Source organism: Thermoanaerobacter sp. X514 (assembly GCF_000019065.1).
GTDB lineage: Bacteria > Bacillota > Thermoanaerobacteria > Thermoanaerobacterales > Thermoanaerobacteraceae > Thermoanaerobacter > Thermoanaerobacter pseudethanolicus.
This window is the reverse complement of the sequence record NC_010320.1, coordinates 927,501-940,832: the sequence shown is the minus strand read 5'-3', so window position 1 is coordinate 940,832 and position 13,332 is coordinate 927,501. Positions and strand designations below refer to the sequence as shown.

Below are 13,332 nucleotides of genomic sequence, written 5' to 3'. Positions count from 1 at the left end.
TCTCCTTAGAACATGTTCTGCAACAAATATTTTAACAAAAATTTAGGATAAATGCCTAAAAACATGATAACAAAAGTAAATATAAGAATGGAAATCAAACTACCGCCCTTTATCTTTTCAAATTCTAACTTTCTTTCAAAGGATTTATCGCCTGTAAAGGCCTTTACTATGATGGGAAAATAATAACTTAATGTCAAAAGGGCAGATAATATTATAAAAATTAATTGTAAAGGCCTTCCCGATTCTATAGCGGCCATAGCCAAGTGCCACTTTGATAAAAATCCCAAGGTAAAAGGCATCCCCACCAAAGACATGGCACATACAGAAAAGCAAAGAGCTGTCAGCGGCAATTTGTCACTGATTTTTTCTAGTCCTTTTATATCTCTTGTGCCAGTGAATTTGACCATCCAGCCTGCAGCTAAAAACAAACCGCTTTTGGCAAGGGCATGGTTTAATACCTGTAACAATGCTCCTTCAAATCCGTACTGATTATTAAAGCCGAGACCTAAAAAAACATAGCCCATTTGAGATACACTTGAATAAGCTAACCTTCTTTTTATATCGTTTTGAAATCCCGCCAAAACAGCCCCAGAAAATACACCAACATTGCCTAATGCTAAAAGGACCTCCAACAAAATTGAAGTGTATGTATACATTAGACCAAAAACATCGTTTAGCAGGCGTATTATGGCGAAAACATAAACTTTTATAACTAATCCGGACAATAGAGCGCTTGATGTTGTAGGGGCGGCAGAGTGGGCATCGGGGAGCCATATGTGCAAAGGAAAGAGAGCAGATTTCAAGCTAAATCCTGATATTATAAGTACTAAAGATCCAGATATAATCTTCGGAAATACATCCTTAGATTCTAGCAAAACAGATTTTAATGTATCGTAGTGTAAATAACCACCTATATTGTATATGAGGATCAGGCCAAGTAATATAGAGGTAGATGCTATAGAGCTCAATATAAAATATTTAAGAGCAGCTTCCACCGCTTTCTTTTCATTTTTTATAGATATAATTCCACAAGCAGCAATTGTTGTAATTTCTACAAAAACATATAAATTAAAGAGGTCCCTGGTAAAGATTATGCCCAGCATAGCGCCAATTAAAATTGAAACTAGCATAAAATAATATGCTGCCTTTTCTTCTCCTATCTCGTACTTAAACGACTCAAAGCTAACAAGAATTAATAAGGCGCAGCTCAAAAAAAGAGTAGCCATAAAGACCGAAAGTTTATCCGCATAAAGTTCTATACCTATCGGAGGGATCCATCCTCCTATCCAGTACCTAATAGGCCCCATCGATTCGACGTAAAAAAATGTTTTACCTGTTAGAAAAAGCAACAAAGAATATAAAGCAAGACTGAATATGTATAGGCTGCGAAATTTTTTCTTTAACAGAGGAGTTAAAAAAGCATGGCTGAAAAGGGATATTATTAATACAATTGGAATGTGATTCATAACCATTTTCACCCGGACTTATAAATATTATCAATATCTATAGAACCGTAAAAATCGTGAATCTTAGTAATGAGCGTAAGAGCATATGCAGTCTTACTAACTGCAATTACGATTCCTGTTAAGACAAAAGCTGTGGTTAATGGGTTTACATAAACTGTAGGCCCTGGTGTTGATGTTGACATAATTGGTACCTTTCCGTCCTTGATATAGCCAGAAGCCACTATAAATAGAAAAACGGAGGTATCCATAATGTTCATACCAATAACTTTTTTGATTAAATTGGGGCTTGCAAGTATTATATAAAACCCTATGCAAAAAAGAACAAACGCCGCTAAATAATAATAATTATTTAAAATTCCATATAATACCTTCACCTTTCGACCTCCTCAAGAGCAATAAAGTAAAAGAGTATATATATAGTTCCAAATACTTTCATGGCCACCGCTGCGTTTAATAAAAAAATTGAACCTCCGCTAAAAACGCTGCCAGCAACCCCCGTTGGAATCCCTGCAATTTTGTTTGAGAGAAATTGATATCCTGCTAAAACCGAGAAAAGGCCTACTGTAATGTACCACAGCATTGAAAGGCTTTCAATCATTGAAGCCCGGTAATAATCAAGAAAATACTCACAATATTTTTTTCCGTAGCTGAGCATTATTAAAATAAAACCAGCTGCAATGACAACCCCTCCGGAGAAAGCTCCTCCAGGTGAAATATGACCATAAAGAGTTATGTAGATACCGTAAACAAATATAAATGGAAATATTAATTTGCTTACGGTTTTAAGATAAGTGCTTTCAGTATGTCTAAAGTAATATTTTTTTTCGTTTTTTAACATCACAGATACCGCCAGCACAGACGTATAAAGCACAGTGGCTTCACCGAGTGTATCAAAACCTCTGTAATCATAAAGGATTGCAGCAATTGAGCTTAAAACCCCAGTATCGTCTAATACATCGTCGACATATTTTTTTACAACATAGTTATTTAGATAAGAAGTATTTTCTCCACTACCGAAAGGTGGTAATTCCGAATTTACAAAAAGCAAAAGTATAAAAAGCGATACAGAAATAATAAAATAAATATATTTTTTCATATCAATCCCACCGACCACCCATTCTCTTAATTGCAATGACGAACAAAATGGTTGTTATCCCAGCTCCAACGGCTGCTTCTGTAATCGCCAGGTCAGGGGCTTTCAATTCGAGCCAAACAATGGCCATCACGAAACTGTAAATTGAAAATATAACTACAGCTGAGATTATTTCTTTTTTAATGTATACTACCAAGGAGCAGAGAATCAATATCACCAGCAGAAGAAGATTAAAAGCTTCCTCCAACCATCGCATTCTACTTTTCTCCTTCCTCGATGACAAATTTCCCCTGAACAGTCGGCAGCTTATTAATGTACGCTGCTTTCGAAACCAAATGTGCAGCTACTGGATTTGCTATCCAAATCAAAACAACTATAAAAAGGAGTTTCAGGGATTCGATAGAAATACCGTACATCATCGTCAGCGAAAGAGCAACAAGGCCTAAACCTAGGGTATCACATATCGTAGCTGCATGAAGCCGGGAATACAAATCGGGAAGGCGTACTACCCCTACTGTTGAAACAACGAAGAAAAATATTCCCATGTAAAAGGTTATATAAGATAATATCACCATATTAATCACCCTGCTTATGATAACCATCAAAAAATTTGGAAACTGCAATAGCTGCGATAAAGTTTATCAAAGCATATACTACAGCTACGTCAAGAAAAACAGGTTTATTCCTAATATAAGATAAAATAAAAATAAGAGCTACCGTCTTTGTATTGACTATATTTGTTATTACGACTTTTTCAAGAACTCCCTTTCTATTTATGCTGGCCAAAATAGATATTATTATTGTAATACATAGGATTATGCCCCCTAGAGTCTTAAGTATTTCCATTTCCATAAAAAACATCCTCCAACTCCAAAATAACTTTTTCCAGGGGCCATTCCAGCATTTCTTCAGCATTTTGGGAATTTAAAGCATGTATTATAAAAGTATCGTTATAAAAATCTATTGTCAATGTGCCCGGAGTCAACGTTATTGTTGTAGCAGCTATAACCCTTCCAAAATTGGTCTTAAATTTTTTCCGAACTTTTATAATCCTCGGTGAAATCTTCATTTCTCTCGACAGGACAATCCTCGTTACCTGAATTCCTGCCATTAAAATATTTTTTATCAAGTTTACTATATAATTAAAGAATGAGAGAAGAAATTTTATAAGATTTATTTCCTTCATCTTTGAAATATAAAAGAATTTTTTATAAACTTCCATTGCAAAAATACTTGCCAAAAACCCTAAAGATAGATTTATGAAATCTGTTTTTCCAGACGAAGCAAACCAAAAAATGAAAAGAACAGTATAAAAATATATGAGATTCGTCATATTATCATTACCTCAAATATAAATTTTATAGCTTAAGAATATTATACCAATAAAAATGGTATCATAAATAAAAGAACGTATCAAGTATTTTTAGGTTTTTTATTCAATAAGACCTCTCCTTCTACAACCCCAGGGATGGAAATATATAATTACATATATTTCTTTTAAAATAGCTTCCTTTAGTGATTTGACATTGGCCATTCTCCTCTTTTCCGATGTCGGAAAAAACGACAAATCCCACAACACTGAACAACAGCACCACCCGTAATGTAAATAATGAAATAATGTATAGAAGCATTATACTCAAATAATTCCAAAAAAACAATACCCGCCTTAGACCCCTCACTTAGAAAGAAATTTCAGGGCGGGAAAATAATATCCTTCTTGCTACGTAAAGACGAGTTACGCGCCCTCTTTTTTAAAAAACTCCCTTGTTAATTTAAAGACTGTTCCGCTCAAACCTATAAGACCAATGAGGTTCGGTATCGCCATAAGACCGTTCAAAGTATCCGCCAGATCCCACAGTGCTTCGAGTCCACCCACTGCACCTATTACCACAAAAGGTATCCATATAATTCTGTATATAATCTTTACGCCTACGCCGAAAAGGTACTCGGCAGACTTTTCTCCGTAATAGGACCAGCTGAGCAAGGTTGAAAACGCGAAAAGCAGTATACCTATAGCCACTATAATGCCGCCCGGTCCTGGGAGCCCCTTGTTAAACGCTGCGGTGGTCAACGCAGCGCCGGTAAGTTGCTTGCCAGCCGCATCCACCTCGGCCCATACACCAGTGGTGAGTATTGCAAGGGCAGTTAGCGAGCATATAACGATGGTATCCATGAAAACCTCGAAAATTCCCCACAGACCCTGGCGGACCGGATGGTCAGTGGTAGCCGCAGCATGGGCTATGGGAGCGCTACCCAAACCGGCTTCGTTAGAAAAAATACCCCTGGCCACACCATAGCGCATCGCCATCATAACTGTAGCGCCGGCAAATCCACCAGCGGCAGCCGATCCCGTGAAGGCCTGATTTATTATCATACCGATGGCTGAGGGTAGTTTTGATATATTCAATAAAATTATTATTAGAGCTCCAATAATATAAAAAGCAGCCATAAAGGGCACCAGTTTTTCAGTAACTGCAGCTAGCCTCTTTAAACCTCCAAGGATTACAAGGGCGGTCAATATTGCAAGGGCTACACCGGTATATAACTTCGGGACCCCGAAAGTCGTTTCAAGAGAAGCAGCTACCGAATTGGCCTGAACCATATTGCCTATACCAAAAGCAGCTAGTGCACCGAACATGGCAAAAAGCACCGCTAACCATTTCTGTTTAAGCCCCTTCTCCAGATAATACATAGGCCCACCGGCAAAACTTCCGTCGGGTTTTCTGTCTCTAAAATGAACCGCCAGCACGACTTCACTGAATTTGGTTGCCATGCCGACGAGAGCAGCGATGAGCATCCAAAAAATAGCTCCCGGTCCGCCAAGTGCAATAGCCGTAGCGACACCCGCGATATTGCCGGTTCCAACCGTCGCCGCCAGAGCCGTTGCCAGAGCCTGAAAGGGAGTTATTTCTCCTTCTCCCTTCTGGGACTTTTCAAACATTTTAAACAACGTGTTTTTCATTACATAAGGGAATTTTCTAATCTGTATGAATCCCAGACCTATGGTAAGTATAAGGCCCGTTCCAACGATAAGAATAAGCATAGGTGGACCCCATACTATACCATTGACAGTACTATTGATTTCCAATAATTTGTCCATAATATAACCCCTCTAAACACTCAATTTTTATAAATTTCTTAATTATAAACAAAATTTAACCTAATATTCCCTCTTTCAAAATACATTCATTAGAGATTACAAAACCCCAAAATCCTCACAAATTAAGGGGTTCTGCTATGTATTTTTAAAGGAATTCCTCCTTTTTTGTCGAATTCTTATAATGGAGGAAATCCTTTGAAAACAAAGCTAAACAATTAACGTCCAATTACGATGGACACCCTTGCCTTTGGCTAATGGTTCCCACCGCCATGGCCATAGCGGACTTTCACCGCCTAGCTATCGCCCATGCCGGGCGCACTTAAAAAGCCTTCCCTGCGGCAGGCTTTTTATCTATTTTGCTACCCCTTCTCTTCTGTTCTTTCCTGTAAGCACTCCATATGTTTGAAGTATTAATAGTATAGCCAGGATAAACAGCAGGACGGCAAATAACACCAGTATATAGTTACCAGAAGCAATATTAGATTGAATCAGAAGTACAAGGGCTGTCAAAGTAACTATAAACATAAATATCATAGGGATAATGAGCATTTTATTGTTCCTACCTGCATTGGCAAGCCATGCAGCCACTGCCAGCAGTGCTACCGCTGCGAGGAGCTGGTTAGCCGCACCAAATATAGGCCATATAGCCTTCCAGCTTGTAAATGCAAGTACAATAGAAATAACCACAGTGATTACAGATGCCACATACCTGTCACTAAAGAATTTAGCCACAGGGTTAGAAGATGCCACTGTCTCTCCAGACTCCGATATATTTTCAAAAAACTCCTGGAAGGCAAACCTGCCGAGCCTTGTGGCTGTATCCAGCGTGGTCATGGCAAATGCAGACACAGCAAGGGCAGCAAAGGTCTTTCCTACAACCTGATTTATACCAAAGCTGGCCATGAATGTACCTAATCCATCAGCAAACACATTGGTTGGACCAAACTTAATAAGCTCTGCAAACTTATCTTGAGTAAGATACGCTGCGGTAATTATAGAAATTATGGCTAAGGTGCTCTCTATAAGCATAGAGCCATAGCCTATTAACTTAGCATCCCCTTCTTTGTCCAGCTGTTTTGCTGTGGTGCCGGAGGCCACCAGTGAGTGGAAACCGGATATGGCACCGCATGCTATGGTAATGAACAGCATCGGGAAGAGATACTGCGTACCAACCTTAAAGCTTGTAAACGCTGGAAGTTGAATCCTCGGGTTATAAAGCAGTATACCAACAACACCGCCAATCATCATTCCATAGAGAAGGAAAGAGTTCAAGTAATCCCTTGGCTGCAGGAGTATCCATACAGGCATAACTGATGCAGCTACTATATACACGGCAAGGATGATTATCCATGTGGTCTTAGGCAATGATAACGGGGCTATATAACCTATCCATATAGATAACGCCAAAGCCGCCACACCCAACACGGTACTCAAGCCAAGTGGTGCATTCCTTCTGCATACAGCAAATCCAAATACCACGGCAAATAGTATAAAAAGCAGTGAAGCAGTGGCTGCCTGGGGTGTAGAGACAAAAGTATCAGCCACTATGTTTGTAAAGGCTGCAACTATGAGTACCAGTGTCGACCAGGAAAACAAAAGAAACAACCTCTTTGCTGTCAAGCCAACATTTGCTTGTATGATATCACCTATGGACTTGCCCTTATGCCTCAATGATGCAAGAAGTGAACCAAAATCATGGGCTCCACCTAGGAATATACCGCCTAAAAGAATCCAGAGTGTTGCTGGTACCCATCCAAATATAGCGGCTTGTATAGGTCCGTTTATAGGACCGGCACCGGCTATGGATGCAAAGTGATGGCCCAGAAGGACAGGTGCCTTTGCAGGGACATAGTCCACGCCATCATACATGGTGTGTGCAGGGGTATTATTGTCTGGCTGCAAACCCCACTGTTTTGCAAGCCAGCCTCCGTAAAAGATATAAGCAAGTACAAAAAGAATAATAGCACTTATCAGTAAAATTATTGCACTCATTTAAATGTTACCTCCCTTTTATTTATAATTGGGCTTTGGCATAGGAATCATAAAATCCTTTATCACCTCTCTTCCCTTCCTGTTTGCCACCACCCTATTGGAAGCAATGTCAACGCCTACAAGTCTTATTTCTCCCCAGCCTTTTATTCCAAATGTGAAGTATCTTGTATACCTGTAATCTTTAATAAATTTCTCCACATTCCTGTTAATGCCTCTATCAGTTACCATTACTCCGGTCAATATGGTGCACATATGCTCCGTATGAGGTTTAATGAGGACTTCAACCTGCTCTTTCAACCATGTGCCAAACTCTGCTGCATCATCAAGTTTTAGATTTTCATAATATTTCACGAGCCTATACTCATGGGTCTCGTATGCATCCAGCACATCTATCAAAAAGTACCTCTCATTCCTCATATGAAACTCTGCATATATATCCAGAAATCTACCGTTTAATTCATAGTCTCTATACACGTCATAGTAAACACTATGTTTCTTTTCCAATAAATCTAAATATTCTTCCTTAACCATTTATATGCACCCCGCAAGATTATTATCTTCTTTATGTATATAGTCTACATAGTTATAGAAATTCCTTCATTATTTTAAAATAAAATTCGGTTTAACCTATTGTCCCTATAGCAAAATCACTTCTCTTTCTTTTTTTTATTAAAACTTTTTTATAAAATGTAATCGTATTTAAAGCTCTAATATCCATATTTTAAAACCTAATCATGATAAACCGTAATATCAATTGCTGCATGGTTACGTTATCATTATAGCACATATTCCGATAGTGTCAAGATACTTTTAGGATAATTTTACACTATGATAAAAAACAGCTATCTAAAAAGATAACTGTTTTTCTCATGACTGGTGACCCATCCGCGACTCGAACGCGGGACACCCTGCTTAAAAGGCAGGTGCTCTACCTCCTGAGCTAATGGGTCATATGGTGGAGGGAGATGGATTCGAACCATCGAAGGCGATAGCCAACAGATTTACAGTCTGCCCCCTTTGGCCACTTGGGTATCCCTCCACATTTTTAAGACAATAAAAAGTTTTACTCTAAAACTTTAAGAAAAACCACGTAGCTTATTTTATCATATAGAGCCCTATTTGTAAAGGGCTTTTATGCAACTATTTTTATGTTAAAATATGTGAATGATTCTATAATTTGATTTACTCCTTTCATTAAATTAGCAACAAAGGGCTTTCATCTGGATAAATTTAAAGATGAAAGCCCTTTGATATTTTACTCAACCTCTATCTTTTTGCTATTCTCCCACAAACCGTGTATATTGCAGTAACTTGCCGCATAGATTGTCCCTGATTTTTCAACTTTAAACTTTATTGTCAAGTCGGGTTCTGTAAACACTCCATACTCTCCGTGAGATGTGAAATTGTAATTACCTATCTCAACAGGGAATTTATCTCCTTCACCATGAAAATACACTTTAATCCATTTGATGTGATGTTCTAGCGTATTTGGATGTGGAATTTCTTCTCCTATATTGACTCTTAATTCAACTACCTCTTCTTTTTTGACCTTGTCAGAGATATGTATGACAGGAACGTGTTTTTCTCCTTTCCAATCTCCACTTTGATATAATGAACCAAATTTCTCCATAAATATCCTCCTCACTTTTTATTATTTTTTATTCATCATATCCATGTCTTCTTTTAAGTTCTCTAAATCTTCTTCGTGCTCTATCTCATCTTCTAATATCTCTAAAATTAAATGATATGTCACAGGATCAACATCTTTAAGTTCTGACAACATTTTGTTGTAAACTTCTATAGCACATTGTTCTCCTTTTATATTTTGCTCCAAAATAACTTTAACTTCAGGATTGTCTGGCGTATCATAACCGCAATTGGTAAGCTTATACCAATCCTCTGGTTTTAATATAGGTGTTCCACCTAATTGAATGATGCGCTCTGCCAACTTCTCAGCATGGCTTAATTCCTCTCCTGCATGCTCACTTAGTTCAGCAGCTACTGCTCCACTCATTGGCCCTCTTACAACTTTTGCCCCAATCCAATACTGATAATAAGCCAACCATTCATCAGCTAATGCTTTGTTTAAAAATTCAATTATCTTGTCAACCTCTTTTCCCACTATCTCTCTTCCCTTTGTTCCCATATAAACTCTCCTTCCCACATATTTTTAGTTTATTCTTTTATCTTTAGCTTGTGTAAACTGAATTTAAAGCTATCTTCAAATACCGTCTATTTATATTGATACAGCATTTTTTTCTACTACATCCTTGTTTTTCATTATACCACAACTTTATCCCAAAGTCAAAAAGCTCTAAAAATTTTATATTTAACATATATTTAACAAAAAATTATAAACTAACTATTTTCTTTTAAAAGAAAGTCATAAATAATAGTCTTCAAAGTATAAAGTACTAATAATAGATGAAGTAGGTTACTTACCAATAGACACAGATACTTCAAATATATTTTTTCAGCTAATATCTAAAAGGTATGAAAAACATAGTACTATTATTACAACTAATATGCCCTTTTCTAATTGGGCAGAAGTATTTGGATCAGCAACAATAACTAATGCAATATTGGATAGATTACTTCATCATTCGCATGTTATATCAATAAAAGGGCCTTCATATAGATTAAAGTCATAAGTTGAATATTTTAACAGTTCTTCGAATGTATCTTAGTACATTTTTTGTACAAAATTATATTCCACTTTTTGTACAAAAATATATTGACTTTTACACTTCTTCTCAGAATAGCACCTTTGAGCCGGCATGGCATTGCCCTTCTTTGCTTCATGCTTGCTATTTGGGGTTGTGGTTTGACCTCGCAGAAGGCAGAATAATAAGAAGATGTGCACACAATTATTGTGAGAGGCTGTTTTATGCTGATAAACCCAATAAGCGCTTTTGCAGTGAGGAATGTCGAAATAAAGCAAACCGCTTAACGCACTATTACAGGCAAAAAGAAAAAGCCTCCTCATAGAGGCCCGGAATTCCTTTTGCTCTACAGGAGGGAAAAGTCCGCTGCAATTTCAAATGCTGCAAAGCAACTTTGAAACATTTACATCATCAGATTGCAGCGTTTTTGCAGCGAAAACAAGAAAAAACCCATCGATTCACTTTACCGATGGGCTTGGAAACCTTGATTTAACTGGAGCTGGCAGTGGGATTCGAACCCACGACCTGTTGATTACGAATCAACTGCTCTGCCACTGAGCTACGCCAGCAATAACTAAAACCTCCATAAAAAAATTATGGTGCCTCGAAGTGGAATCGAACCACTGACACAGGGATTTTCAGTCCCTTGCTCTACCTACTGAGCTATCGAGGCATAACATAATGGCGACCCAAAAGGGACTTGAACCCTCGACCTCCAGCGTGACAGGCTGGCGCTCTAACCAACTGAGCTATTGGGCCGCATTATTATTTAATTTTATTGAAATGGTGGGCCTTCAGGGATTTGAACCCCGGACCAATCGGTTATGAGCCGACCGCTCTGCCAGCTGAGCTAAAGGCCCATATTTATTTGGTGACCCCGACGGGATTCGAACCCATGTTGCCGCCGTGAAAGGGCGGTGTCTTAACCACTTGACCACGGGGCCACGATTTGGCTCCTCAGGTAGGACTCGAACCTACAGCCTACCGGTTAACAGCCGGTTGCTCCACCATTGAGCTACTGAGGAATATTTTAATTCCGGCAGCGACCTACTCTCCCGCGAAAGCAGTACCATCGGCGCTGGAGGGCTTAACTAGCACCCCAGCCGGTCTTGCGACCGTCTGGGGGCCCCTTGTGGACCGTGTTCGGAATGGGAACGGGTGTTTCCCCTCCGCTATCGCCACCGGAAATCTAGACCCTCAAAACTGCACAAAGCCTTCTCGGTCAAGTCCTCGACTGATTAGTACCGGTCAGCTAAGAGTGTTTCCACTCTTACACCCCCGGCCTATCTACCTCGTGGTCTTCGAGGTGTCTTACCCCTCTCGGATGGGAAACCTAATCTTGAGGCGGGCTTCACGCTTAGATGCTTTCAGCGTTTATCCCTTCCGAACTTGGCTACCCAGCTGTGCACCTGGCGGTGCAACTGGTACACCATCGGTTCGTCCACCCCGGTCCTCTCGTACTAGGGGCAGTGCCTCTCAAGTTTCCTACGCCCGCGACGGATAGGGACCGAACTGTCTCACGACGTTCTGAACCCAGCTCGCGTACCGCTTTAATGGGCGAACAGCCCAACCCTTGGGACCTACTTCAGCCCCAGGATGCGATGAGCCGACATCGAGGTGCCAAACCTCCCCGTCGATGTGGACTCTTGGGGGAGATCAGCCTGTTATCCCCGGGGTAGCTTTTATCCGTTGAGCGACGGCGTTCCCACTCACTGCCGCCGGATCACTAAGCCCGACTTTCGTCCCTGCTCGAGATGTCTCTCTCGCAGTCAGGCTACCTTCTGCCTTTGCACTCTTTCGCGCGATTCCCGTCCGCGCTGAGGTAACCTTTGGGCGCCTCCGTTACCCTTTAGGAGGCGACCGCCCCAGTCAAACTGCCCACCTGCCATTGTCCCTACGCCGGTTTCACGGCTATAGGTTAGAATTCCGGTAATCCCAGGGTGGTATCCCAACGTCGACTCCAGTAAGGCTGGCGCCCTACCTTCTCTGTCTCCCACCTATCCTGTACAAGAATTACCAAAATCCAGTGACAGGCTACAGTAAAGCTCCACGGGGTCTTTCTGTCCAATCGCGGGTAACTCGCATCTTCACGAGTACTACAATTTCACCGGGCCCCTCATCAAGACAGCGCCCAAGTCGTTACGCCTTTCGTGCGGGTCGGAACTTACCCGACAAGGAATTTCGCTACCTTAGGACCGTTATAGTTACGGCCGCCGTTCACTGGGGCTTCGGTTCAGTGCTCTCACACTTCCCCTTAACCTTCCAGCACCGGGCAGGCGTCAGCCCCTATACTTCGTCTTCCGACTTAGCAGAGACCTGTGTTTTTGGTAAACAGTCGCTTGGGCCTCTTCTCTGCGGCCTTTCGGCACTCCTTCTCCCGAAGTTACGGAGTCATTTTGCCGAGTTCCTTAATGAGGGTTCTCCCGCTCGCCTGTGGATTCTCTCCTCGCCTACCTGTGTCGGTTTGTAGTACGGGCACCTCAGGCCTCGATAGCGGCTTTTCTCGGCAGCTGCTTCGGTGGCTTCGCCTTCCGGCTCCCCTTCTCAGACCCCTGCCAGTACGCGGATTTGCCTACGTACCCTTCGGTGCCTGATTGGACGTGCCCTACCAACCGCACGCTCCACCTATCTCGCTGCGTCCCCGCATCTCTTTGCGGCCCTCGGTGGTACCGGATTCTCTACCGGTTCCCCATCGCCTACGCTTTAAGCCTCGGCTTAGGCCCCGACTTACCCTGGGTGGATTACCCTTCCCCAGGAAACCTCAGGCTTCCGGCGGTAAGGTTTCTCACCTTACTCTCGTTACTCATGCCGGCATTCTCTCTACTGTACAGTCCAGCCTCGCTTCCGCTTGGCCTTCTACCCGTACAGTACGCTCCCCTACCCCAAACAGAAGTCAGATGTCGGAAGTCAGATGTCGGATACTCTCCACTTCTTTATCATCGTGTATATTTGCTTCCTTAAAGCTGTGTATTCTTCTATTAGTTCGTTATGCAATGTCTTATCTATATATCCTAAGTC

At 40.9% G+C, this 13,332-nt stretch carries 13 protein-coding genes, 8 tRNA genes, 2 rRNA genes and 1 pseudogene (1 of these 24 cut by a window edge); 2 read left to right on the top strand and 22 right to left on the bottom strand.

Annotated elements, in window-relative coordinates:
- Positions 1–5: 5 nt before the first annotated feature.
- The 14 genes from TETH514_RS04695 to TETH514_RS04630 all read right to left on the bottom strand — a co-directional run bounded on the left by TETH514_RS04695 (position 6) and on the right by TETH514_RS04630 (position 9,797).
- Complete coding sequence (locus TETH514_RS04695; protein ID WP_012268645.1) at positions 6–1,466, bottom strand: complex I subunit 5 family protein; 1,461 nt, start codon at positions 1,464–1,466, stop codon at positions 6–8.
- An 8-nt stretch (positions 1,467–1,474) separates the two neighbouring features.
- Positions 1,475–1,840 (bottom strand): sodium:proton antiporter, encoded by a 366-nt coding sequence (locus TETH514_RS04690; RefSeq protein ID WP_009052828.1) that lies wholly within the window; start codon positions 1,838–1,840, stop codon positions 1,475–1,477.
- On the bottom strand, positions 1,837–2,562 hold the full coding sequence (locus TETH514_RS04685) for an MnhB domain-containing protein (RefSeq protein ID WP_009052829.1): 726 nt from the start codon (positions 2,560–2,562) through the stop codon (positions 1,837–1,839). Before TETH514_RS04685 ends, TETH514_RS04690 begins: the two co-directional genes overlap by 4 nt.
- A gap of 1 nt (position 2,563) precedes the next feature.
- Positions 2,564–2,815: a hydrogenase subunit MbhD domain-containing protein gene (locus tag TETH514_RS04680; protein ID WP_003868485.1), complete on the bottom strand. Its 252-nt coding sequence runs from the start codon at positions 2,813–2,815 to the stop codon at positions 2,564–2,566.
- A 1-nt stretch (position 2,816) separates the two neighbouring features.
- Positions 2,817–3,134 carry a monovalent cation/H(+) antiporter subunit G gene (mnhG, locus tag TETH514_RS04675; protein ID WP_003868484.1) on the bottom strand — a complete coding sequence of 106 codons (318 nt, stop codon included), beginning with the start codon at positions 3,132–3,134 and terminating at the stop codon, positions 2,817–2,819.
- Position 3,135: 1 nt separating this feature from the next.
- On the bottom strand, positions 3,136–3,411 hold the full coding sequence (locus TETH514_RS04670) for a monovalent cation/H+ antiporter complex subunit F (RefSeq protein ID WP_003868483.1): 276 nt from the start codon (positions 3,409–3,411) through the stop codon (positions 3,136–3,138).
- The gene (locus TETH514_RS04665) at positions 3,392–3,892 is read right to left on the bottom strand and encodes a Na+/H+ antiporter subunit E (protein WP_003868482.1); all 501 of its coding nucleotides are present in this window, start codon (positions 3,890–3,892) and stop codon (positions 3,392–3,394) included. Before TETH514_RS04665 ends, TETH514_RS04670 begins: the two co-directional genes overlap by 20 nt.
- Before the next feature lie 402 nt (positions 3,893–4,294).
- Positions 4,295–5,659, bottom strand: a complete 1,365-nt coding sequence (locus TETH514_RS04660; protein WP_009052830.1) for a sodium:alanine symporter family protein — start codon at positions 5,657–5,659, stop codon at positions 4,295–4,297.
- 351 nt (positions 5,660–6,010) lie between these two features.
- Positions 6,011–7,651, bottom strand: a complete 1,641-nt coding sequence (locus TETH514_RS04655) for a carbon starvation protein A (RefSeq protein WP_003868480.1) — start codon at positions 7,649–7,651, stop codon at positions 6,011–6,013.
- A gap of 18 nt (positions 7,652–7,669) precedes the next feature.
- Positions 7,670–8,182: a hypothetical protein gene (locus tag TETH514_RS04650; RefSeq protein WP_003868479.1), complete on the bottom strand. Its 513-nt coding sequence runs from the start codon at positions 8,180–8,182 to the stop codon at positions 7,670–7,672.
- A 343-nt stretch (positions 8,183–8,525) separates the two neighbouring features.
- Positions 8,526–8,601, bottom strand: a tRNA-Lys gene (locus TETH514_RS04645).
- 3 nt (positions 8,602–8,604) lie between these two features.
- Positions 8,605–8,690 (bottom strand) — tRNA-Tyr (locus TETH514_RS04640).
- Between the two features lie 216 nt (positions 8,691–8,906).
- The gene (locus TETH514_RS04635) at positions 8,907–9,281 is read right to left on the bottom strand and encodes a class II SORL domain-containing protein (protein ID WP_003868478.1); all 375 of its coding nucleotides are present in this window, start codon (positions 9,279–9,281) and stop codon (positions 8,907–8,909) included.
- 21 nt (positions 9,282–9,302) lie between these two features.
- Entirely contained in the window at positions 9,303–9,797 is a 495-nt protein-coding gene (locus tag TETH514_RS04630; RefSeq protein WP_003868477.1) for a ferritin-like domain-containing protein, read from the bottom strand.
- A 253-nt stretch (positions 9,798–10,050) separates the two neighbouring features.
- Between TETH514_RS04630 and TETH514_RS12250 the strand changes: the two are divergent.
- Both TETH514_RS12250 and TETH514_RS13135 read left to right on the top strand, forming a co-directional pair.
- Positions 10,051–10,302, top strand: a pseudogene (locus TETH514_RS12250) (ATP-binding protein); the annotation flags it as partial.
- 25 nt (positions 10,303–10,327) lie between these two features.
- Complete coding sequence (locus TETH514_RS13135; RefSeq protein ID WP_367670395.1) at positions 10,328–10,639, top strand: CGNR zinc finger domain-containing protein; 312 nt, start codon at positions 10,328–10,330, stop codon at positions 10,637–10,639.
- Between the two features lie 169 nt (positions 10,640–10,808).
- Here the strand turns inward: TETH514_RS13135 and TETH514_RS04625 are convergent.
- The 8 genes from TETH514_RS04625 to TETH514_RS04590 form a co-directional block, all read right to left on the bottom strand.
- Positions 10,809–10,883, bottom strand: a tRNA-Thr gene (locus TETH514_RS04625).
- A 28-nt stretch (positions 10,884–10,911) separates the two neighbouring features.
- Positions 10,912–10,987 (bottom strand) — tRNA-Phe (locus TETH514_RS04620).
- A 9-nt stretch (positions 10,988–10,996) separates the two neighbouring features.
- Positions 10,997–11,073: transfer RNA gene (locus TETH514_RS04615), tRNA-Asp, on the bottom strand.
- A 25-nt stretch (positions 11,074–11,098) separates the two neighbouring features.
- Positions 11,099–11,174, bottom strand: a tRNA-Ile gene (locus TETH514_RS04610).
- A 9-nt stretch (positions 11,175–11,183) separates the two neighbouring features.
- Positions 11,184–11,258 (bottom strand) — tRNA-Glu (locus TETH514_RS04605).
- 6 nt (positions 11,259–11,264) lie between these two features.
- Positions 11,265–11,339, bottom strand: a tRNA-Asn gene (locus TETH514_RS04600).
- Between the two features lie 9 nt (positions 11,340–11,348).
- Positions 11,349–11,500 (bottom strand): 5S ribosomal RNA (rrf, locus tag TETH514_RS04595).
- Positions 11,501–11,532: 32 nt separating this feature from the next.
- A 23S ribosomal RNA gene (locus TETH514_RS04590) occupies positions 11,533–13,332 on the bottom strand (it continues 1,498 nt past the right edge of the window).

Bases quoted from the DNA above. Each gene is read 5' to 3' on its own strand.
- TETH514_RS04695 (WP_012268645.1), bottom strand. From the start codon at position 1,466: ATGAATCACATTCCAATTGTATTAATAATATCCCTTTTCAGCCATGCT.
- TETH514_RS04685 (WP_009052829.1), bottom strand. From the start codon at position 2,562: ATGAAAAAATATATTTATTTTATTATTTCTGTATCGCTTTTTATACTT.
- TETH514_RS04680 (WP_003868485.1), bottom strand. From the start codon at position 2,815: ATGCGATGGTTGGAGGAAGCTTTTAATCTTCTTCTGCTGGTGATATTG.
- mnhG (WP_003868484.1), bottom strand. From the start codon at position 3,134: ATGGTGATATTATCTTATATAACCTTTTACATGGGAATATTTTTCTTC.
- TETH514_RS04670 (WP_003868483.1), bottom strand. From the start codon at position 3,411: ATGGAAATGGAAATACTTAAGACTCTAGGGGGCATAATCCTATGTATT.
- TETH514_RS04665 (WP_003868482.1), bottom strand. From the start codon at position 3,892: ATGACGAATCTCATATATTTTTATACTGTTCTTTTCATTTTTTGGTTT.
- TETH514_RS04660 (WP_009052830.1), bottom strand. From the start codon at position 5,659: ATGGACAAATTATTGGAAATCAATAGTACTGTCAATGGTATAGTATGG.
- TETH514_RS04655 (WP_003868480.1), bottom strand. From the start codon at position 7,651: ATGAGTGCAATAATTTTACTGATAAGTGCTATTATTCTTTTTGTACTT.
- TETH514_RS04650 (WP_003868479.1), bottom strand. From the start codon at position 8,182: ATGGTTAAGGAAGAATATTTAGATTTATTGGAAAAGAAACATAGTGTT.
- TETH514_RS04635 (WP_003868478.1), bottom strand. From the start codon at position 9,281: ATGGAGAAATTTGGTTCATTATATCAAAGTGGAGATTGGAAAGGAGAA.
- TETH514_RS04630 (WP_003868477.1), bottom strand. From the start codon at position 9,797: ATGGGAACAAAGGGAAGAGAGATAGTGGGAAAAGAGGTTGACAAGATA.
- TETH514_RS13135 (WP_367670395.1), top strand. From the start codon at position 10,328: ATGTATCTTAGTACATTTTTTGTACAAAATTATATTCCACTTTTTGTA.